Genomic DNA, 18780 nt, shown 5'->3' with positions numbered 1-18780 from the left:
TAACGGGGCATGGAACGGCCCCACAACAATTAGGTGCAAGCGGTGCCGACTGGAAAATAGCGTTATCGGTCACCCAAGCCGACCTGGCTTGGGTATCAGTGTCAACATAGTTCCAGCTCCCATCCATCGAGATTTTTAGATACGATAAAACGACTTACCGTTCTCAGAGAAGATCTTTGCCGATATCGCTTCATTGAAGTTGTCCCTGATTAACTCCACATCTCGAAGCTCGAAGGGCCGCTTAGCCCTCGTAGAAGGGACATCGCTTCCAAATATAAGAGCGTCTTCATTGATCTCCGAGATATTCTTCATGACTTCCAATGGGTCGAAGTTCAACCGGCCAAACCCGGACGCTTTCACCTTTGCCCCGCTTTCGACTAGCTTCAGCAGCGTCGGAAGACCTTCTCGTGAGAGCCCAAGGTGGTCTAACGATATTTGTGGCAACTCTCGTAGCTCACTGACGTAAGGCACGAGAGTGGACGCATCCGCATAGAACTCTGAATGCATTCCACCAATTTTATGGACGCGATGTGCAAGCTTGGAGATGCTACCGAAATCGTACGATTCTCCGCGTTTCAAGTTGAATCTGACACCTCTGACACGAGCTTTAGCGAGGCGATCTATTTCGTCGTCTGATATATCGAATGGGAGTTGAGTGACGCCGACCCAATTTCTGTCCAGCTTCGAAAGAGTATGAATGAGGTAGGTTTGATCGAAGGCCTGGTAGGAACCTGATACGATAGCTCCCCCGGTAGCATTCCAGTTTTTGGAATCTTGCTGATACTGCTGCAAAGTGTACTTCGGCGGCAAATATCCCTGGTTCTCGACCAAGGGAAACCCTGGCTCCAGAATATGGAAATGGGCGTCAAATGTAATTTGTGGCGGCTTTGCGCATGCTAAGACAGGTGAGCCAGCCACCATGGCCAGCCCTGCAAATCCTTGGAGCAGGCTGCGTCGGTTCAACTCAAATGTCATCGCCAACTCCTCCCGGATTGAGAAAGCGCTCGATAATATATACTACCTTCTCAGAGCACTCGATCGGTGCAAAGTGTTTCGCGTTTTTCAGGATCACGAGTTCGGCGCCAGATATGTTCCATGCCATTTCCTGCGCCATGGATAGTGGAGTGGCGTAGTCATGCTCTGCAACAATCACGAGAGTTCTGGCTCGTATCTGATTGAGTTGCGTCCGTAGATCGACTTCAGCAAGCGCTTTGCAAACTTCGGCATAGTGATGAGGATTGTTTTTGATAAACACGTCCTCACAGCGTGCCACGATTTCCGGGTTGGCGCTTACGAACTCATCGGTGAACCAACGTTCGAGTTGAAAGGGTAGGAGGGCTTTCAGCCCATCGCGGATCGCGGTGGTTGACCTTTGTTCCCATTTCGATGCGGCATGATTCCCGTAATAGGCCGTCGTATCGATCAAGATGAGATCTTCAACCAATTCCGGATAATCAATCGCCATTGCCTGCGCGATACACCCACCCATCGAACAACCTGCGACAACGCTCTTTTCCCAGCCAATCGCCTTCATCAGTTCAGCCAGATCGTGGGAGAAAGCTTTGATTGTGTATGGTCCCGGAGGGCCAAAGCTGTCTCCGTGAGCTCTGCAATCTGGAATGAGAAGACCCCAATCCTGTGGAACATGCGAAGCGAATTCGGTCCACTGTGAAGAGTCCATAGCCAATGCATGTATCAAGACAAGTCGCGGACTTTTCTCTGTAAGCGGTGACCGCAGGCGGTATGCTATCTCGCCCATTTCGACATCAAGTCTACGCAGAGATGTAAGTTGGCCTTCGAACATAATGGAGCCTCCAATCACAGGTCAGTTTGTTGCAGTAAGCTCGCGGTGGTCACGCTTCAACATGACAGCGATTACCTGTGAAAGGACCGCGGAAAGGATCATGAATGCGGCCATAAACGCGACGCCCCATGTGAATGATCCCGTCAAATCCTTTGCGATTCCAACGAACCAGGGTCCAAGAAAGCCACCCAGGTTGCCAATCGAATTGATCATCGCGATCCCGCCAGCCGCTGCTCCTCCGGTCAAGAACATCGTAGGCACAGGCCAAAACATAGGTCTCGCAGCCATGTTGCCGATGAGGCTTACCGAGATGCCGAAGATTGCAAACCAAAGGTTTGATGTTGCAGCGGTAATGAACATTCCGATGCCGCCGACTGTGCAAGCGACCACGAGGTCGATGAGAGAAGAGCTGCGCTTCCGTGCGATCTTGCCCCACCAAACCATTCCGATAACAGCGACGAGGTAAGGAAGAGCGGAAAGCAAACCGATCATATTAATCGACAGTTGGTGCTCTTTCAGGATCTGCGGCAGCCAGATGCCGATGCCGTAGGAAGCAACCGTGAAGCCCATCTGAACAATCGCCAGTACCAGTACGCGCTTATCAACGATAGATGCCCAGAAAGATGCAACGTGTCGGCCACCTTGGGTCTCTAAGGACATCAATTGGCTTAGCCTTTGTTTCTCACCTTCAGTAAGAAATTTAGCGTCGGAGATCGATTTCGGCAGGAACACAAATACAGCGATACCCAGCAAACAAGCAGGCAAGCCTTCTACAATAAACATCCACTGCCATCCTCTAAGGCCAACGATACCGTCGTGAGAAAGGAGCCATGCTGAAAGGGGGGCGCCGATCAAGCCGGAAAGCGGTATCGCGGTCATGAAGAGGGCGGTGATGCGAACTCGGTATACCTTCGGGAACCAGTACATCACGTAGAAAATTGCTGCAGGGAAAAAGCCAGCTTCCGCTGCTCCCAACAGGAAGCGGATAACGTAGAAACTCATCGGGCCTTGAGCAAAGGCAGCCGCTGCTGAGATAATACCCCAGGTGACCATAATCCGCACGATCCAATTTCTTGCACCGTACCGCTGCATCGCAAGGCTGCTTGGAATCTCAAATGTGAAATATGCCAAGAAAAAGAGGCCTGCACCCCAACCGAACTGGGTGGCTGTGAGCCCCAGATCCTGGTTCATAGTGAGGGCTGCAAAGCCGATGTTTACGCGGTCTAGATAGTTCACGAAGTAGCAAAGGCCCATCAAGGGCACGATCCGCCACGCCACCTTTTTTACGATCTGTGCATCGTTCGCTTGAGAATTGTCCATAATTCCTCCCGTTCAATTCCTCTCCATAAAGCCACAAATATTCAACCTGTCAACCGGTTATACGTATGACTGAATGACTTGATGAATTATCCGGGTTGTGCGATAAGCTGGAAAAAAGGTGATTTATGTTATTAGACGGCGACCACAGATTACCGCTTTACGCTCGGCTCCGTGACGTGCTGGCAACACAGGTTGCAGAGCTCGTTTGGAAAGTTGATGAGGCAATTCCGACAGAAAGCGAGTTGTCATCAGAGTATGGTGTTTCGGTCCATACCGTCCGTAAGGCTGTAGAGCAACTGGTCAATGAGGGGCTTCTGGAGCGCAGGCATGGAAGCGGTACATTCGTTCGGCGACCGTCCTTCCACAATAGTCTTTTTCGATGGTTTAACTTCGAGGACACGTCTCAGTCCGGCCACAAAACCGTTCCAGAGAGCCGTCTGCTTTCAAGAGTCGTGGAGCCCGCTCCATTGGACCTCGTCCCAGACACAAAGTTCCTGCGCAGCGCCGAGGTTATTCATATAGAGCGCATCCGGCTTTGGAGCGGAGAGGTTCTCATGCTGGAGGACATCTATCTCTCTCACCCGAAGTTCGAAGCTGTTTTGAAAGATGAAGAGCACGAAATCGGGCCCTTGTTATATCCCTACTATGAGCGTCGTTTCTCGCGTCTGGTTACTGGTGTCGAGGACGAGATATCGGTTGGCCTGGCGAACGATCGGCTTGCCAGCGTTTTTTCCGTGGAAGTCGGTGCACCGGTCGTCCAGATTGACCGCCTGTCGAAAAGCGCTGACGGAGTACTTGAAGTGAGGCGTGCTTACGGGCGCGGGGATCGGTTTCGCTACCGAGTTAAGATGTCGTGAGCGGTGATGATGCTCAAGCTTGCACTTCTCGATGATTACCAGAATGTCGCTCTGAAGTCTGCCGATTGGTCCGTTTTGAATGGGCTTGTCGAAATCACAGCCTTTCATGAGCCACTTAACCCTGAAACACTGACTGAAACCCTTCGACCATTCGATGCGCTTTGCCTGATGAGAGAGCGCACTCGGTTGAGCGCGGAGGTTATCTCACTACTGCCGAACCTCAAGTTTATATGCTCGACAGGCCGATCAAATGCGGCACTTGATGTAGATGCTGCTGAACAAGCAGGCGTTCGAGTCCGGATGACCGGAAGCAGGGCCAATGGGCCAGTTGAACTGACTTGGGCACTCATTCTGTCTGCTGCTTGTAATCTTGGCGAGCAGACGCGATCGGTTCGGGATGGTGGCTGGCAGAACAATGTCAGCACCGACCTTGAAGGTGGTGTCCTTGGGGTCGTGGGGCTTGGTCGTATTGGCTCACGCGTCGCCGCCGTAGCCAAAGCCTTCGGCATGGAGGTCGAGGCATGGAGCCCAAATCTCACCCAGGAGCGTGCGTCTGCGGCAGGAGCTACCTATCAAAGCAAGGAAGCTTTGTTCGAAAAGGCGGACTTCGTGACCATCCACATGTCGTTTAGTTCTACGACGCAAGGCCTTGTAGGCGAGGCAGAATTGAACACAATGAAACCCTCAGCTTGGTTGATCAATACATCGCGATCACAGCTGGTAGATCAGCAGGCTTTGAGGGTTGTTTTGTCGACGAGGCGCATAGCCGGTGCAGCACTAGACGTGTTCCCCGAAGAGCCTCTTCCAGCCGATGACCCATTTCGATGGCAGCAGAACGTGATTTGCACGCCTCACATCGGCTTCGTCACCAAGAATAACTACCAGGAATATTTCACCCAAACTGTCGAGCACGTCCGTGAGTGGCTGGCTTCAGAGCAAACTCGGTGTAGTCCCTAAAAAACAAGACAGGGAGACGAAGATGAATGAGCATCTGAAAATTCGTACAATAGACGGTGTTCTCAGTTACCCGGTCCATCATATGCGTGGTGGAACGTCCACCGGCGTGATTTTTAACGAGGCGTACGTCCCAAAAGAACTGGCGTTACGCGAGGAGTTGCTGCGACACATTTTTGGGGTCCCTTTGAACGGAGTTATCGATAAAAATAGTCAGACGACTGGTCTGGGCCGTGGCTACCCGACTAGCAACAAGGCGTTCCTCGTCAGCATCGATCGCGATAAGGGAAAGGTTTCTAGTACCTTAGCCCAACTCGCAGCAACTAAGTCGGATATCGATTGGAGTGTGAATTGCGGGAATATGTCTTCGGCGATTCCGCTTTGGCTCTCAGAAATCGGCTGGTTTGACCAGAAAACCGGTAATCTCGAGGTCGATATTTTTAATACCAATACTGGTGTAACAACGCTTGCGCGCATGCATAAAGATTCTGGCGGAAAATTTTCATGTAGCGAAATTCCGGGCGTTGCAGGTCAATTCCCAAGCGTGGATCTTTTTCTCAATGAACCGGTGGGATCGAAAACCGGCCGCCTTCTTCCTACCGGTAGCGCAGTGAATATCATCCAAGGTAAAACCGTATCATGTGTAGATGTGGCAGTGCCTATGGTGATCTGTGAGGCCTCAGAATTTGGCATGACAGGAGACGAAAGCCCATCCGAGCTCTCAGGCAATAAAAAGCTGATGGATGATCTCAGAGAGGTATGGATTAGCGCAGGTTTGCTGATGGGTCTCAAGAAACGAGACGGAGCGCCGATGACACGTGAGGACCTCGCCCGCTCGGAGACAATTCCGAAGATTTGTCTGGTATCTCCTGCTCGAGGAAGTGGTAAACTGAGTGTCCGATATTTTACGCCCCAACAGTGCCACCAGTCTCTCGCAGTTTCTGGAGGCTGCTGTCTTGCAGCTGCGTCACTTTTACCCGGCACTGTAGCGAACAAATGCGCGGAGAACCTGCAAGCTCTCACAGGCGATTGGTCTGAGATTGAGATGGCGATCGAGAATCCAGCAGGCTTGTTAGAGATGACTATCAAGGCCAGGTCGGTTTCCGATGGCGTTTTGGTGTCTCGAGCAGGTTACAGACGAAATGCGCAGCTTCTAGTCGAGGGATATATGTCGCTCTACGGTGCTTCGGATCAATTGCGCGACGCGTTGATCGAAATGTCTGCGAGTTAACCCATGGCGTGCCAATCTGCATTGTGACGCGGCTCCGACACAGTATTGGTGGTCAACAGCCTATCTCTTCGCGCCGTTTCATGAATTTTTTGTCGCGATACACAGTCGCTTTGCCGGGGCTCACAAACACTGCAGCGCGGTCAGAACAGGTCACCCTCAATAAACAAATCGCTGGTCCCACGAAAACAGGCGATTGCGACGATGGATCGGAAGTTTCTTGCTGTTATCTCACAACGTAATGCGACACGTTTGAAGCGTTTGAGCTTCCCCATCATTTGTTCGATACGTGCGCGACCTCGATAAAGCGCCGTGGCAAAATGTTTCGGAATATTCTGCCTGTTTGATCTGTAAGGGATCACAGGGATAGCGCCAGCCTTTCGCGCAATCTCTCGATTAACGTCGCTATCATAGCCCTTGTCAGCAATGATAGCGCGGTGCCGGATTTGAGGTCCAGTTTCCATGAGGCTTTCAAACTGTTTGCTATCGGAGACTTCGCCTCCGGTCAGTTCAAACCCAAGGGGCTGACCATTTCGGTCGGTTTTGATAGATTTTGGTTCCGAACCCTCCGCGCGAACGCCCAAGCGCTTGATCTTTCTGCCCCCTTTGGCACAGGCTGCGGAAACATGAGCGCGAATGACCGTGCTATCGAACATCGCAATCAGATGAGCGCTTTCATCAAGCCCAGCCAAAATGGAAAAATCGTCTTCGAAAACACCCGCTTTACCCAAGGGGTCAAAACGCTTCCATATGCTGTTCCAGTTACCAAATTGCTCAGGCAAAGCCCGCCAGCAGATGTTGTGAAGGGTGAAATAATGTAACGCCTCAAGAAATAGACGGTCATTTTTGCTTTCGCGCCAACGGCTGTTAGACAAGTCCGAAAAACCTCCAGTGCCAGTTTATAGTGACTTTCTGTCATCTTGGTGCACTTTGCCGAACTCCAAATCACGTTGGCAATATGTGAATCACGTTGAGAGAAAATCTGGAACCGGAAAACTTACACCTGAGCCAATTCGTCCACACGGCCCAGACACGTCATTGCATCAAACAATGTGACGGCACCGTTAAATAACTTGCAATATCGACTGGCGACATGTGCGCACCGGACAAGGCTGATGAGCGTTTCCGAGGGCGCATCGTGACCTGGCGGTCAAACTATCTGCCTGAGGGTAAGATGAGCCGGTTGATCGTTTATCAGGCTATGGGATCACCAGGCTTTTGCTGTGCCGACCTGCGCTCGGCGATGGCTATTCTAAAAGCTGCCGTTTGAGCAGGGTTTCGAGCCAATTGGTAAAGACCTGCAAGCGCCGCGAGAGGTGCTGCCGGTGGGGATAAAGTAATGTCATGGGCATGGGTTCGGCGCGATGATCTGGCATGACTTCGATCAGTTCCCCAGCCTCAAGATGGATACGCACGTCATAAACTGGGATCTGGATCAGTCCGAGCCCAGCCAGGCAGCATGCGATATAGGCTTCGGCGCTGTTAACAGTCACGCGCCCACGTAACGACATAGTACTGAGCATCCCGTTTTCGATCCACTCCCAATCCTCGACGCGCCCACTGGACGGTGAGGCATAGTTGACCGCCCAATGGCTTCCGAGATCATTGGGCGTGCAAGGCGTTCCGTGGTTCCTCAGATAATCGGGGCTCGCAACATTGATAAGCGGTAGTTTGCCGATTGGTCGCGCGATCAGAGCGGAATCGTTTAAAGGGCCAACGCGCAGCACACAATCGACGCTGTCTTCCACCAGATTGACTGAACGATCGGTCACACCAAAATCGATATCAATCTGCGGATAAAGTTCGAAAAAATCGGGCAATGCTGGCGCAATGATCAGGCGTCCAATCCGCCCCGGAACATCGACCCGCAGGCGGCCTGATGGCTGTGCTGCAGTCTGGCGGAACAAGTTTTCTGCGTCCTCGACATCGGCGATTACGCGCAGGCAGCGTTCATATAAGGCGGCACCATCCTGCGTCGCCGAGACCTTGCGCGTCGTGCGATGGAGTAGCCTCGCACCAACACGCCCCTCCAGTTCCTGGATTGCCGCCGAGACGGAGGAACGCGGCACACCGAGCGTATCGGCGGCGCGGGTAAAGCTCGAACATTCGACGACACGGGCGAAAATGCGGAACAGGTCTATGCGGTCCAAAGTGTGGGGCTTTCCAATTGTGCAGCGTTTCTGACAAGTGATGTCAGAATGGGCGTCTTTATCATGCAATCCTAGGCGATAAAGTTTCAAGTTGAAAGCGGTTGCCAATGCGATCGCATGCCGGCGAAGGAGCCCCCATGACCGACCACAGCATTAAAGGAAAAACAGTCATCATCGCTGGAGGTGCAAAAAACCTTGGTGGTCTGATTGCACGCGATCTTGCAGCTCATGGCGCGAAAGCCATTGCGATCCACTACAACAGTGCAGCGTCCAAACCGGAGGCGGACGCGACTGTTGCTGCGGTCAAAGCAGCAGGTGCTGAAGCCATTGCGTTCCAGGCGGATCTGACCACAGCGAGTGCCGTCGCCAGGCTTTTCGCTGATGCGGTCGCCGCTATTGGTAACCCGGACATTGCCATCAACACGGTCGGAAAAGTGCTTAAGAAGCCGATCGTCGAGATTTCTGAAGCTGAATATGATGCGATGAGTGCGGTCAACGCCAAGACGGCCTTCTTCTTCATCAAGGAAGCGGGTAAACATCTCAATGATAATGGTAAATTGGTGACACTCGTCACATCACTGCTCGGTGCATTTACTCCATTTTACTCGAGCTATGCTGGCACCAAAGCACCAGTCGAGCACTTTACGCGTGCGGCATCCAAGGAATTTGGCGAGCGGGGTATTTCGGTGACTGCGATCGGTCCCGGACCAATGGACACATCGTTTTTCTACCCAGCTGAAGGCGCGGATGCAGTTGCGTATCATAAAACTGCAGCTGCTCTATCGAACTTTTCGAAAACAGGTCTTACCGACATTGAGGATATTGTGCCATATATCCGATTTATGGTTTCGGACGGATGGTGGATGACTGGTCAGACTATTCTCGTCAACGGCGGTTATACCACGAAGTAAGAACAGATGATCGGCTTTCCAGCTCGGGCAGGCCGTTCATCACACCATCGCGATAACGGGGATGCGTTCATGCATATGTTGCTGGTCATCTGCGGGGGCATTGTCCTTTTGGGTGTGTTTGCTCTATTTGGAAAACTCTGGGGCGGCGATGCGGCTGGTATCGCGACGGGACTGAAATTCTTTATCCCGGTCTGGCTGATGATCTCATTTGCCAACATGTGGGTTGGCGTTGCCAAAGCCGGCTACACGGTTGCGCAGGAATTACCGGTCTTGCTTGTTGTCATAGCCGTCCCGGCAGCGCTCACGTCGATCCTCGTGTGGCAACTGACGAGGAGCTGAAAATGGCTGTAGAACCGGTTTCTCACGCCGCTTAAGCCGCTGCAGTCCATACTCTAATCTGGACCCATTGTCGTGTTGCTGGGGGCTCAGTCGTCGCGACCCTGACGGCGACAATCAGCGCTTCTATGGCGCTGATTGTCGCGGTTCGTGATCATCCTGCATGACCGGCTAATGCCGAAGTTGACTCCGTCCATGGAAGATATCGAGGCCGCAGGAAGTTAAGGGTTCTTTCAGTGGCGTGTCGGGGTACATATTATTTGTCCGAGACTATTATGACGCGTCCGAGGATGGATGTATTTTCGGCATAGGCGTGGGCTGCAGCGGCGTTTGCGAGTGGGAATATCTTGTCCACAACCACCTCAAGATCACCAGTCGCTGCCAGTTCCAGCATCCGGGAGATCGTGGCATGGATCTCTGGCTTTTCCAACTGAGTTCCCATAAATACGCCGAGAAGCGATTGGTTCGCCTGCAGTGCTGGCCAAAGATCGATGCTCAGTACCGAACCACCCGCGTTGCCGACAAACACCAAGCGCCCCTCCGAGCGAAGCACCGCAAGGGAGTTTTTCAGTGTCGCGCCAACCGGGTCGATGACCAGATCAACGCCACGCCCACCAGTTAGGCGCATGACCGTATCGATGACGTCGACCGAATGGTGATCGATAACATAATCCAACCCGAGACCGATAAGACGTTCGGCTCTTTCAGCGCCAGACACCGTCGCGAGCACCGTCGCGCCTGCTCGGTGCGCGAGTTGGATGGCAGCGACACCTACTCCACCCGCGCCCGCCTGAATGAGAACGGTTTCGCCGCGATTTAAATTACCTCGTGCGAACAGGCAGTGATGAGCTGTTCCGAATGCGATCGGCAACGCAGCAGCGGCAGGCATGTCGAGGCCTTCCGGCACCAGCCAGGTCCGGCTCGCGGCAACCGCACGTAACTCCGCGTGTGATCCGGCGAGATCAAAACTTGTCACCTTCTGGCCCACCTGACGATCCGATACGTTTTCTCCAATCGCAATAATTTCACCAGCGGCCGCAAACCCAACGATGAAGGCTGGATGGGGTGGCTGCGCAGACGCGCGATTGATCAGGTCACCGCCCTCGATAGCGGCGGCCGCGACACGGATCAAGACGCCATTGCTCGGACAAATCGGGTCAGGCACATCAGTATAGCGCAGGACTTCTGGAGGGCCAGGATGGTCGTAGATGGCTGCTTTCATGATTATCTCACTGTAAGATTGCTCACTTTGGGATGAAAGATGCAGCTGACGCGTTTCATATTCACTGAAATCTGAGTGCGCCACTAACGAGGCGGTGGAACATCAGCTGACGTTTATGATGGTTCTTCTCATCAAGAGAGAACGTGCCGGATGAGGCAACAATTGTACGTTTGGGCAATAGCGCCATTGGCAAATATCTCACTCCCAGCTATAAAGTTGCGGTTTCCTGATGCGAGAAAAATTGCTGCCACGCAGATCTCATCCAGCTTCGCGACACGTCTGATCGGTGTTGCATTTCCAATGCACCTCGATACCGTTGTCTCTCATGAGTTCAAGCACCTCTTGAGTTCGTGTGTCACTTGGGACAAAACATTGAAGTGAATTCGACGCTTGATCGGTTCCAGTGTCCAATTAGATACTACGCTACGTACTGTCGCTTTTGTTTCGGTATACAGGCTGAAATTCGGAAATGACTTCGCCGACGCTCTTTATCCCGGAACAGCACGGGCATTGAACCCGCGTGTCACTACCGCTTCGCCAGGGTCGACTGTGTGCAGTCAAAGAGGAACAACAAAGGTTCTCGCATTGATGAAACGCTTGGCAAATGCAAAGCCGATCCCGGTCGATCTGACAGAAATTGCGGCCGTCTTGCATTCAAACGTGCCCATTTTGTGATCCTCTTATCTAATCCTCAGCAGTTTCAGTTCTGGACAAACTCCAGAAGGTCGGCATTCAACACATCACCATTTATTGTCAGCATGCCATGCGAAAAGCCAGGATATGTCTTCAACGAGCCGTTCGGCAGCAGGTTTACCGCCTTTAAAGCCGAGGCTGCCATCGGAACGACTTGATCGTCCTCTCCGTGCAGCACCAGCGTCGGCACGGTGATTGTCTTAAGGTCATCGGTCTGATCGGTCTCCGAGAAGGCCTTGATGCCATCGTGGTGTGCTATAGCGCTCCCCATCATGCCCTGTCGCCACCAGTTTTGGATCACGCCTTCATGGACCTCTACACCCTTGCGGTTGAAACCGTAGAATGGGCCCGACGCAACGTCGCGGAAGAACTGCGCGCGATTGCGGATCAGCGCCGTCCGAAAACCGTCGAAGACGTCCATTGGTGTGCCCTCGGGGTTGTCACTGGTCTTCAGCATCAGGGGCGGAATGGCGGCCACGAGAACAGCCTTGGCAACCCGACCCGAAGGTTCGCCAAATCTTGCCACGTAGCGTGCGACTTCGCCACCGCCGGTGGAGTGACCGATATGTACGGCATTCTTCAGATCCAGTGCTTTGACGACTGCAAAGGCATCTGCCGCATAGTTTGCAATGTCGTGACCGTGGGCGATCTGCTCGGAGCGCCCATGGCCGCGCCGGTCATGAGCGACGACGCGATAACCCTTTGAGAGGAAGAATAGCATCTGCGCGTCCCAGTCGTCTGAGCTGAGCGGCCAACCATGGTGAAAGACAATCGGCTGGGCGTTCTTGGGACCCCAGTCTTTGTAGAAAATCTGAATGCCGTTCTCGGTTGTGACAAAGCCCATGGTGTATTCTCCTTCCTGAGTGTCGCAGGTGATGAGACCTGCAGCATGCGCAGTACCCACGGAAACGCGAATTTTGCGGTAAGCACCGAGCCGGTATCACGGGTAATCGCGCACATGATCGGGGTTGTTTCGTTAGATAGCTCCCAGTGAGGCGAGGGCGACGAGCGCCAACAAACAGGCGTTTCAACCCTCGCCGAAATGTTTGCCATGCCGGTCGAGATCAGCCAGTTACGGGCGTGTTGAGAAGCTGCTGTTCCCAAAGATACGCAATGCCGCTGCCACCGAAATGTTGGATGAGAATCTCGGTCAGTGCATCGACATGTTCGGTGCGGGCCCAATCGCGTTGCCATTCACCAGCGAGTGCCATCACGGTCATCACGTTCGCACCAGCCATAATCATCCGCTGGATGGCAACTTCGTGAGACTCCTTGGAAATCCCACCCGACGCGTCGGTGATCACGGTCACGTCCCAGCCTTCGCCAGCAGCCTGGATCACGGGCATTGCGACGCAAACCTCAGTCCACAGACCCGCGATGATCAGCTGCTTGCGGCCGGTCGCCTTGACGGCGTTTACCACATTTTCGTCCTGCCAGGTGTTCACCCAGGTGCGATCAATGACTTCCTGGTCCGGAAATACGTCGGTGATCTGCTTAAAGAGAAGTCCGCCGCGCCCCGCGATCACGCTGGTCAGAATGGTCGGAACATCGAAGGCTTTTGCCAGCTTCGCCAGTGCGGTTGTGCTGTTGACCACAGCTTGCGGGTCGTGGCTGTTGAGGTTGGCCAACTGGTAAGGCTGGTGATCGATCAGCACGAGGACCGAATCTTCGGGGCGAAGAAGAGAATCGAGGCCGTTACGAAGGGTCATCAAGACTTCCTTTCTCTGCCGTCATGAACGGCGATGGGTTCAAGTGAGACACGCGTCAGTGGGTGACGTTGCCTCGACGCAATTTGCTGTTCCTTTTGGGAGGGTGGTAGTGCCATAGTCCGGCAAACTGTGTCGCGAAACAAGGAACGTCGAAATGGACATCGAAGATCTACAGACATTTGTTGCAGTAGCGGATGCCGGGGGTATATCTGCTGCTGCGCGTCGTCTCGGTGTCTCGAAGTCGATTGTCAGCCGGCGGCTCTTTCGAATTGAAACGGAGCTTGGTGTGCAGCTTCTTGCGCGAACGACTCGTGGTGCAGCGCTTACGGAAGCAGGTGTGACATTCAGAGACCATGCAGCCAGAGCAAGCGCTGAGATTGATACAGCCAGGGAAGCGATCCTTCCTGCCGGTGAATTGCGCGGCCGCTTGAGAGTTGCCATGCCGCTTACCTTAGGTGCGACCCACTTTGCCCCCGTGCTCGCCGAAATGGCGCGTCTGCACCCAAAACTTCACATCCACACTTCCTATAGTGATCGCTTTGTCGATCTCATTGCGGAGGGTTTTGATTGCGCAATTCGTGGCGCTTACCTTCAGGACTCCAATCTTATCGCGAGGCGCGTTGGGCCGATCCATGGAAAGCTTGTCGCAAGCCCGGATTATGTCGAAAAACACGGCTCACCTGAAACCCTTGATGAGCTCGTTAACCATCAGGCCCTCATGCAGGGAACAGAAGCCTGGCAGTTCATGGATGGAAGCAGGATTGTTACGGTCCAACTACAAGGCAGATTCAAGGCCGACAGTGCTACGGCGCTCGCCGCAGCCGCTGCGGCGAGTCTGGGCATCGCCTGGCTCCCTGATTGTATTACACATGAGTATGTGGCCGCCGGTGCACTGGTTCCAATCATGACACGCTATCCGGTCCCTCCGGGGGCCGCCTATGTCGTGCGCCCGCCAGGCCAGCATCCCACGCGCAAAGTGCGGGTGCTCACAGAAATGCTGACCGAGCATTTTAAACGCAACCCCGAACTTTGGGGTATGGATGACTAGGCAAACATTGGTGGACCTTGTTAGGGACCGGTTTGTAGCGGTCGTTCGATAGGGAGGGATCGGGCCCGCGTTCCGCTTGCTTTGTAGAAACCTCTTCGCTCCTCGGTATCTTTTCCCGGCAGCTTTTGGGAGAGCTTAGAATTAGTCAGTGCGCACGTTCTGCTTCTGTGTGCCGAGACCTTCGATGCCGAGTTCGACAACGTCGCCAGCCTTGAGGTAGCGCGGTGGCTTCATGCCCATGCCAACGCCGGGAGGCGTGCCGGTAGAGATGATGTCGCCCGGCTGCAAAGACATGAACTGCGAGAGATAGGAAACCAGATGACGCACGCCATAGACCATGGTCTTGGTCGAGCCGTCCTGCATGGTTTCGCCGTTGACCTTGAGCCACATGCCAAGGTTCTGCGGATCGGCAACTTCGTCCTTTGTCACCAGCCATGGACCTGTCGGACCAAATGTGTCGCAGGATTTGCCCTTGGTCCACTGACCAGCGCGCTCGATCTGGAAAGCGCGTTCCGAAACGTCATGCAGCGTGCAATAGCCCGCAACATAATCAAGCGCATCGTCTTCCGAGACGTATTTCGCGGTCTTGCCGATAACGATGCCGAGTTCGACTTCCCAGTCGGTCTTTTCCGAACCGCGCGGGATCAGCAGATCATCATTCGGACCAACGATTGCTGAAGTAGCCTTCATGAAGATCACTGGTTCTGGCGGTACAGCCATGCCGGATTCTGCAGCGTGATCAGCATAGTTGAGGCCGATGCAGATGAACTTGCCGGTGCCTGCAACGCATGGGCCGAGGCGTGGGTTGCCTTCGACCTTCGGCAGCGCATTGACATCCAGCGAACCGAGTTTGGCGAGTGCATCCGGGGCCAGAGCCGCGCCGGAAAGATCGCCTACATGGGCGGACAGATCACGGATATTGCCGTCTGCATCGAGAAGGCCCGGCTTTTCCTGACCGGTTTCGCCATAGCGAAGAAATTTCATGAGTTTACTCCTTGTGGGGATTTTCGGCAGCGAACTTAAATCGTCCAGCCTCCATCAATGTTATAAGCCTGACCGGTCGTGTACGTTGCACCCGCGAGATAGACCGCGAGATCGGCGATTTCTTCCGGCTGGCCGATACGGCCAATTGGCTGACGCGCGATGAAGGCCGCGCGCTGCTCTTCATAATCGCCCTGCGCACGCAGACGGTCCTGCAGCGATGGGCTTTCAACCGTACCGGGACAGATGGCGTTGCAGCGGATGCCATTGGCAACATAATCGGCAGCAACAGCCTTAGTCAGACCGATGACAGCGGCCTTGGTGACGCCATAGGCAAAGCGGTTCGGCACGCCCTTCACGCTCGAAGCGACCGACGCCATGTTGACGATGGCACCGTCCTTGCGTTCCAGCATGCCCGGCAACACGGCGCGAATGGTGCGGATCATCGCCTTGATGTTGAGATTGATCGCGAAGTCGAGGTCTTCGTCCTTCATCTCAAGGATTGAGCCGCCATGGACGACGCCCGCGCAGTTGAACAGGATATCGACCTGACCGATCTCGGCGACCGCTGCCTTCACTTCCGCCTCATCAAGCACATTGAGCTTGCGGGTGATAATGCCCGAAACACCGTCGAGTTCCTTGAGGGCTGCCTCATTGATATCGGTCGCGTAGACCTTGGCGCCAGCTTCCGCAAAAGCCAGCGCACTCGCACGGCCAATGCCCTGAGCAGCAGCCGTGATGAGTGCGGTTTTTCCATCAAATCGTATCGTCATGACAAACTAACCCGCATAACCACCATGCCACCAATGTTCTAACGGATTGGAATGCAATATACGTTCGATTGTACTTTCGCTGATGCGAGGCAGATTTGTTCCCTCAATCTGATCGTTGATAGAACGAAGCCCTTGAATGGATTCTTCAACGGTTGTCCAGGGAAAATCGGTACCCCAGAAGATCTTGTTACGTTCTGTGATCAGATATTCCTGCGCACAAACCAGGATATTGTAGAACTGCCAGGGGCGATAATAGAGTGCGGAGACTTCGCAATAAACATTGGGTTGTTTGCGGGCAACGATGATGCATTCTTCATACCAGGGGTGCCCCATATGGGCCATTACCATCTTTAAATCCGGATAACGTGCCGCGATTGTGTCGACGTCGAGAGGGCGGCCATATTGAACAGGCGCATTGGCACCGAACGTTGTTCCCATGTGCATGGTGAGAGGCAAATTTTTGCGCTGTAAATATTCGTAAACCGGTTCCAGACGTGGATCGAGCAAAGAAACACCATTGTAGATCGGTCCGAACTTCACGCCTTTAAGACCGAGGTCTTCAATCGCATGAACCAAAAGGTCCATGTAGTCCGGGCGACGTGGATCCATAGCGGCAAAGCCGATAAACTTGTCGGGATATTTTGCCACTGCGGCGGCGGTAACTTCGTCGTCGCCGTCAACGCCGATAGCATCTTTGTATCGAAGCGAGAATATGATGGCCTTATCGACGTCGGCCATAGCTTTGTAAATTGTATCTGCATCAGCAGCCATTCCCATCGACCCGGGACGCGAGCTCGGCGTCAGGCTATGGAACAGCGGCAGTGTTTGTTCCGGGTTGAATATGTTCACATGGCAATCGACGATCATTTTTGGCTCCCATTTGATGACATATAACGTTAAATATTCTTGGCAAAATTCTGTCAAGTATTAGTCGTATTAAATTTGGCAGACGGCGACATATGCAACTTTAAAACAGAATTTATTGGACCATATTGACATCATTTCCAAAAACCGATTAGCTATATATAACGTTAAATGTAATCATAAGAATATTCGGGAACTCATCCATGGGCACAAAGAGAGAGCTTCGCAGTTCGCAGTGGTTCGGTACAGCCGACAAATATGGGTTCTACGCCCGCAGCTGGATGAAAAATCAGGGTATTCTTCCGGAAATGTTCGATGGGCGTCCGGTGATCGGGATATGCAATACCTGGTCGGAGCTCACTCCATGCAATGCACATCTTCGCGGGCTTGCCGAACACGTCAAGAAAGGCGTTCTGGCCGCTGGAGGGCTTCCGCTCGAATTCCCGGTCATGAGCCTTGGTGAGTCCCTGGTGCGACCAACGGCGATGATTTATCGCAATCAGGTCAGCATGGATGTGGAAGAAACCATACGGGCCAACCCTATTGACGGGGTTGTGTTGCTGGCGGGTTGCGACAAGACCACGCCAGCGCTCCTGATGGGGGCAGCCAGTGTCGATGTTCCCGCCATCATGGTTTCTGGTGGCCCGATGCTGAACGGGCGGTTCAGGGGACGTCAGCTCGGGTCCGGAACCGACGTCATTCGCTTTGATGAAATGCTGCATACCGGAGAGATGTCCACGGCAGAGTTCCTCGATGCCGAGGCCGCGATGAGCCGGTCAGCTGGCTCATGCATGACGATGGGAACCGCATCAACCATGGCATCTCTTGCCGAGGCCATGGGTATGGCGTTGTCGCAAAATGCTGCAATCCCGGCAGTAGACAGTCGTCGCGCTGTTCTCGCTGCGCAGTCTGGCAAGCGTATCGTTGAGCTGGTGAAGAACGATATCCGGCTCTCGCATATCTTGACCAGGCAGGCACTGGAAAATGCGATTATCGTGAACGGTGGCATTGGCGGTTCAACCAATGCGGTGGTGCATCTTTTGGCTATCGCCGGGCGATTGGGTATCGACCTCACACTTGACGATTGGGATCGTCTTGGAAAAACCGTGCCTTGTCTTCTCAATCTGATGCCATCTGGCACATATCTGATGGAAGATTTCTACGATGCAGGCGGTTTGCCTGCGCTCATGCGAGAGTTGCTGCCGTTGATGCACGGTGATGCGATGACCGTTTCCGGGCGCACGATCGCGCAGGAAGTAGCAAATGCGGCTTGTGACAATCCGGATGTCATTCGACCATTTGAAGAACCCTTCAAGGCCCGTGGTGGAATTGCGGTTCTACGTGGAAATCTCGCGCCTGACGGTGCAGTTATCAAACCCTCTGCGGCGTCGCAAGAGCTGATGCAGCACCGGGGCAGGGCGGTGGTATTCGAGGATATGCGGGATTTCAAGGCCCGGATAGACGATCCCGAGCTTGACGTGGATGAGAGCTGCATTCTCGTTCTCAAACATGCAGGCCCGGTTGGCTATCCCGGCATGCCGGAGGTTGGCAATATGACATTGCCGAACAAGTTACTCCGCAAAGGCGTGCGTGACATGGTCCGTATATCGGACGGGCGAATGAGCGGCACTGCTTTTGGAACTGTCGTTCTTCATGTTGCTCCTGAATCTGCAATTGGCGGTCCTCTCGCCTTCGTACGCAATGGTGACATGATTGAACTTGATGTCGAAACGGGTCGTCTTCATCTGGATATTACGGATCAGGAAATGGTGGCACGCCGGGCCGAATGGCAGCCGCCTCAGCCCCATTACGAGCGAGGCTATGGCCGTATCTTCATCGACAATGTGATGCAGGCCGACAAGGGAGCCGATTTTGGCGTTTTGGTGGGCTCCAGTGGGAGTGCCGTTCCAGCGAAATCCGTTTGAAACAA

18 protein-coding genes are annotated in these 18780 nt (G+C 53.6%); 7 read left to right on the top strand and 11 right to left on the bottom strand.

The window, feature by feature from the left end; all coding sequences use genetic code 11:
- Positions 1-135 precede the first annotated feature (135 nt).
- The 3 genes from ACSME1_RS20160 to ACSME1_RS20150 form a co-directional block, all read right to left on the bottom strand.
- Positions 136-975 carry an amidohydrolase family protein gene (locus tag ACSME1_RS20160; RefSeq protein WP_210202180.1) on the bottom strand — a complete coding sequence of 280 codons (840 nt, stop codon included), beginning with the start codon at positions 973-975 and terminating at the stop codon, positions 136-138.
- On the bottom strand, positions 965-1759 hold the full coding sequence (locus ACSME1_RS20155; RefSeq protein WP_435655787.1) for an alpha/beta fold hydrolase: 795 nt from the start codon (positions 1757-1759) through the stop codon (positions 965-967). The genes ACSME1_RS20160 and ACSME1_RS20155 overlap by 11 nt, the downstream gene beginning before the upstream one ends.
- Before the next feature lie 66 nt (positions 1760-1825).
- Positions 1826-3124 carry an MFS transporter gene (locus ACSME1_RS20150; protein ID WP_105707220.1) on the bottom strand — a complete coding sequence of 433 codons (1299 nt, stop codon included), beginning with the start codon at positions 3122-3124 and terminating at the stop codon, positions 1826-1828.
- A gap of 125 nt (positions 3125-3249) precedes the next feature.
- On the opposite strand from ACSME1_RS20150, the gene ACSME1_RS20145 reads away from it, so the two are divergent.
- Genes ACSME1_RS20145 through ACSME1_RS20135 form a run of 3 tightly spaced genes read left to right on the top strand, consistent with a single transcriptional unit; the run spans position 3250 to position 6166 of the window.
- Positions 3250-3981: a GntR family transcriptional regulator gene (locus ACSME1_RS20145; RefSeq protein ID WP_105707218.1), complete on the top strand. Its 732-nt coding sequence runs from the start codon at positions 3250-3252 to the stop codon at positions 3979-3981.
- Positions 3982-3987: 6 nt separating this feature from the next.
- Complete coding sequence (locus ACSME1_RS20140; RefSeq protein WP_210202179.1) at positions 3988-4938, top strand: D-2-hydroxyacid dehydrogenase family protein; 951 nt, start codon at positions 3988-3990, stop codon at positions 4936-4938.
- 22 nt (positions 4939-4960) lie between these two features.
- Positions 4961-6166, top strand: coding sequence for a PrpF domain-containing protein (locus ACSME1_RS20135; RefSeq protein ID WP_105707216.1), 1206 nt, complete (start codon positions 4961-4963; stop codon positions 6164-6166).
- A 140-nt stretch (positions 6167-6306) separates the two neighbouring features.
- On the opposite strand, the gene ACSME1_RS20130 is transcribed toward ACSME1_RS20135, so the two are convergent.
- Together ACSME1_RS20130 and ACSME1_RS20125 are read right to left on the bottom strand one after the other, a co-directional pair.
- Positions 6307-7038, bottom strand: coding sequence for an IS5 family transposase (locus ACSME1_RS20130; protein ID WP_105707214.1), 732 nt, complete (start codon positions 7036-7038; stop codon positions 6307-6309).
- Positions 7039-7410: 372 nt separating this feature from the next.
- A complete protein-coding gene (locus ACSME1_RS20125) occupies positions 7411-8313 on the bottom strand; it encodes a LysR family transcriptional regulator (RefSeq protein ID WP_105707212.1) in 903 nt (300 codons plus the stop codon).
- 137 nt (positions 8314-8450) lie between these two features.
- Here ACSME1_RS20125 and ACSME1_RS20120 point away from each other — a divergent pair, with 137 nt between their 5' ends.
- Positions 8451-9224 (top strand): SDR family oxidoreductase, encoded by a 774-nt coding sequence (locus ACSME1_RS20120; RefSeq protein WP_105707265.1) that lies wholly within the window; start codon positions 8451-8453, stop codon positions 9222-9224.
- A gap of 69 nt (positions 9225-9293) precedes the next feature.
- Entirely contained in the window at positions 9294-9563 is a 270-nt protein-coding gene (locus ACSME1_RS20115; RefSeq protein WP_105707263.1) for a hypothetical protein, read from the top strand.
- A gap of 253 nt (positions 9564-9816) precedes the next feature.
- Here the strand turns inward: ACSME1_RS20115 and ACSME1_RS20110 are convergent, their stop codons facing one another.
- The 3 genes from ACSME1_RS20110 to ACSME1_RS20100 all read right to left on the bottom strand — a co-directional run bounded on the left by ACSME1_RS20110 (position 9817) and on the right by ACSME1_RS20100 (position 13184).
- Positions 9817-10782, bottom strand: a complete 966-nt coding sequence (locus ACSME1_RS20110; protein ID WP_105707210.1) for a quinone oxidoreductase family protein — start codon at positions 10780-10782, stop codon at positions 9817-9819.
- A gap of 700 nt (positions 10783-11482) precedes the next feature.
- Positions 11483-12319 (bottom strand): alpha/beta fold hydrolase, encoded by an 837-nt coding sequence (locus ACSME1_RS20105; RefSeq protein ID WP_105707208.1) that lies wholly within the window; start codon positions 12317-12319, stop codon positions 11483-11485.
- Between the two features lie 220 nt (positions 12320-12539).
- Positions 12540-13184, bottom strand: coding sequence for a hydrolase (locus ACSME1_RS20100; protein WP_105707206.1), 645 nt, complete (start codon positions 13182-13184; stop codon positions 12540-12542).
- Positions 13185-13338: 154 nt separating this feature from the next.
- Here ACSME1_RS20100 and ACSME1_RS20095 point away from each other — a divergent pair, with 154 nt between their 5' ends.
- The gene (locus ACSME1_RS20095) at positions 13339-14232 is read left to right on the top strand and encodes a LysR family transcriptional regulator (RefSeq protein ID WP_105707204.1); all 894 of its coding nucleotides are present in this window, start codon (positions 13339-13341) and stop codon (positions 14230-14232) included.
- A 141-nt stretch (positions 14233-14373) separates the two neighbouring features.
- Here the strand turns inward: ACSME1_RS20095 and ACSME1_RS20090 are convergent, their stop codons facing one another.
- From ACSME1_RS20090 to ACSME1_RS20080, 3 genes are read right to left on the bottom strand one after another with little or no spacing between them, the layout of a single operon-like run.
- Positions 14374-15216: a fumarylacetoacetate hydrolase family protein gene (locus ACSME1_RS20090; protein WP_105707202.1), complete on the bottom strand. Its 843-nt coding sequence runs from the start codon at positions 15214-15216 to the stop codon at positions 14374-14376.
- Between the two features lie 35 nt (positions 15217-15251).
- Positions 15252-15986: an SDR family oxidoreductase gene (locus ACSME1_RS20085; RefSeq protein WP_105707200.1), complete on the bottom strand. Its 735-nt coding sequence runs from the start codon at positions 15984-15986 to the stop codon at positions 15252-15254.
- A 6-nt stretch (positions 15987-15992) separates the two neighbouring features.
- Positions 15993-16853 (bottom strand): amidohydrolase family protein, encoded by an 861-nt coding sequence (locus ACSME1_RS20080; RefSeq protein ID WP_105535244.1) that lies wholly within the window; start codon positions 16851-16853, stop codon positions 15993-15995.
- A 200-nt stretch (positions 16854-17053) separates the two neighbouring features.
- On the opposite strand from ACSME1_RS20080, the gene ACSME1_RS20075 reads away from it, so the two are divergent.
- Positions 17054-18775 (top strand): IlvD/Edd family dehydratase, encoded by a 1722-nt coding sequence (locus tag ACSME1_RS20075; protein WP_105707198.1) that lies wholly within the window; start codon positions 17054-17056, stop codon positions 18773-18775.
- Positions 18776-18780: the final 5 nt, after the last annotated feature.

It is taken from the genome of Brucella pituitosa, assembly GCF_965577835.1.
GTDB lineage: Bacteria > Pseudomonadota > Alphaproteobacteria > Rhizobiales > Rhizobiaceae > Brucella > Brucella pituitosa.
Note: the sequence above shows the minus strand (reverse complement) of the source record. Positions and strands in the feature narration are given on the sequence as shown.

Bases quoted from the DNA above. Each gene is read 5' to 3' on its own strand.
- ACSME1_RS20160 (WP_210202180.1), bottom strand. From the start codon at position 975: ATGACATTTGAGTTGAACCGACGCAGCCTGCTCCAAGGATTTGCAGGG.
- ACSME1_RS20155 (WP_435655787.1), bottom strand. From the start codon at position 1,759: ATGGGCGAGATAGCATACCGCCTGCGGTCACCGCTTACAGAGAAAAGT.
- ACSME1_RS20150 (WP_105707220.1), bottom strand. From the start codon at position 3,124: ATGGACAATTCTCAAGCGAACGATGCACAGATCGTAAAAAAGGTGGCG.
- ACSME1_RS20145 (WP_105707218.1), top strand. From the start codon at position 3,250: ATGTTATTAGACGGCGACCACAGATTACCGCTTTACGCTCGGCTCCGT.
- ACSME1_RS20140 (WP_210202179.1), top strand. From the start codon at position 3,988: ATGATGCTCAAGCTTGCACTTCTCGATGATTACCAGAATGTCGCTCTG.
- ACSME1_RS20135 (WP_105707216.1), top strand. From the start codon at position 4,961: ATGAATGAGCATCTGAAAATTCGTACAATAGACGGTGTTCTCAGTTAC.
- ACSME1_RS20120 (WP_105707265.1), top strand. From the start codon at position 8,451: ATGACCGACCACAGCATTAAAGGAAAAACAGTCATCATCGCTGGAGGT.
- ACSME1_RS20115 (WP_105707263.1), top strand. From the start codon at position 9,294: ATGCATATGTTGCTGGTCATCTGCGGGGGCATTGTCCTTTTGGGTGTG.
- ACSME1_RS20110 (WP_105707210.1), bottom strand. From the start codon at position 10,782: ATGAAAGCAGCCATCTACGACCATCCTGGCCCTCCAGAAGTCCTGCGC.
- ACSME1_RS20105 (WP_105707208.1), bottom strand. From the start codon at position 12,319: ATGGGCTTTGTCACAACCGAGAACGGCATTCAGATTTTCTACAAAGAC.
- ACSME1_RS20100 (WP_105707206.1), bottom strand. From the start codon at position 13,184: ATGACCCTTCGTAACGGCCTCGATTCTCTTCTTCGCCCCGAAGATTCG.
- ACSME1_RS20095 (WP_105707204.1), top strand. From the start codon at position 13,339: ATGGACATCGAAGATCTACAGACATTTGTTGCAGTAGCGGATGCCGGG.
- ACSME1_RS20090 (WP_105707202.1), bottom strand. From the start codon at position 15,216: ATGAAATTTCTTCGCTATGGCGAAACCGGTCAGGAAAAGCCGGGCCTT.
- ACSME1_RS20085 (WP_105707200.1), bottom strand. From the start codon at position 15,986: ATGACGATACGATTTGATGGAAAAACCGCACTCATCACGGCTGCTGCT.
- ACSME1_RS20080 (WP_105535244.1), bottom strand. From the start codon at position 16,853: ATGATCGTCGATTGCCATGTGAACATATTCAACCCGGAACAAACACTG.
- ACSME1_RS20075 (WP_105707198.1), top strand. From the start codon at position 17,054: ATGGGCACAAAGAGAGAGCTTCGCAGTTCGCAGTGGTTCGGTACAGCC.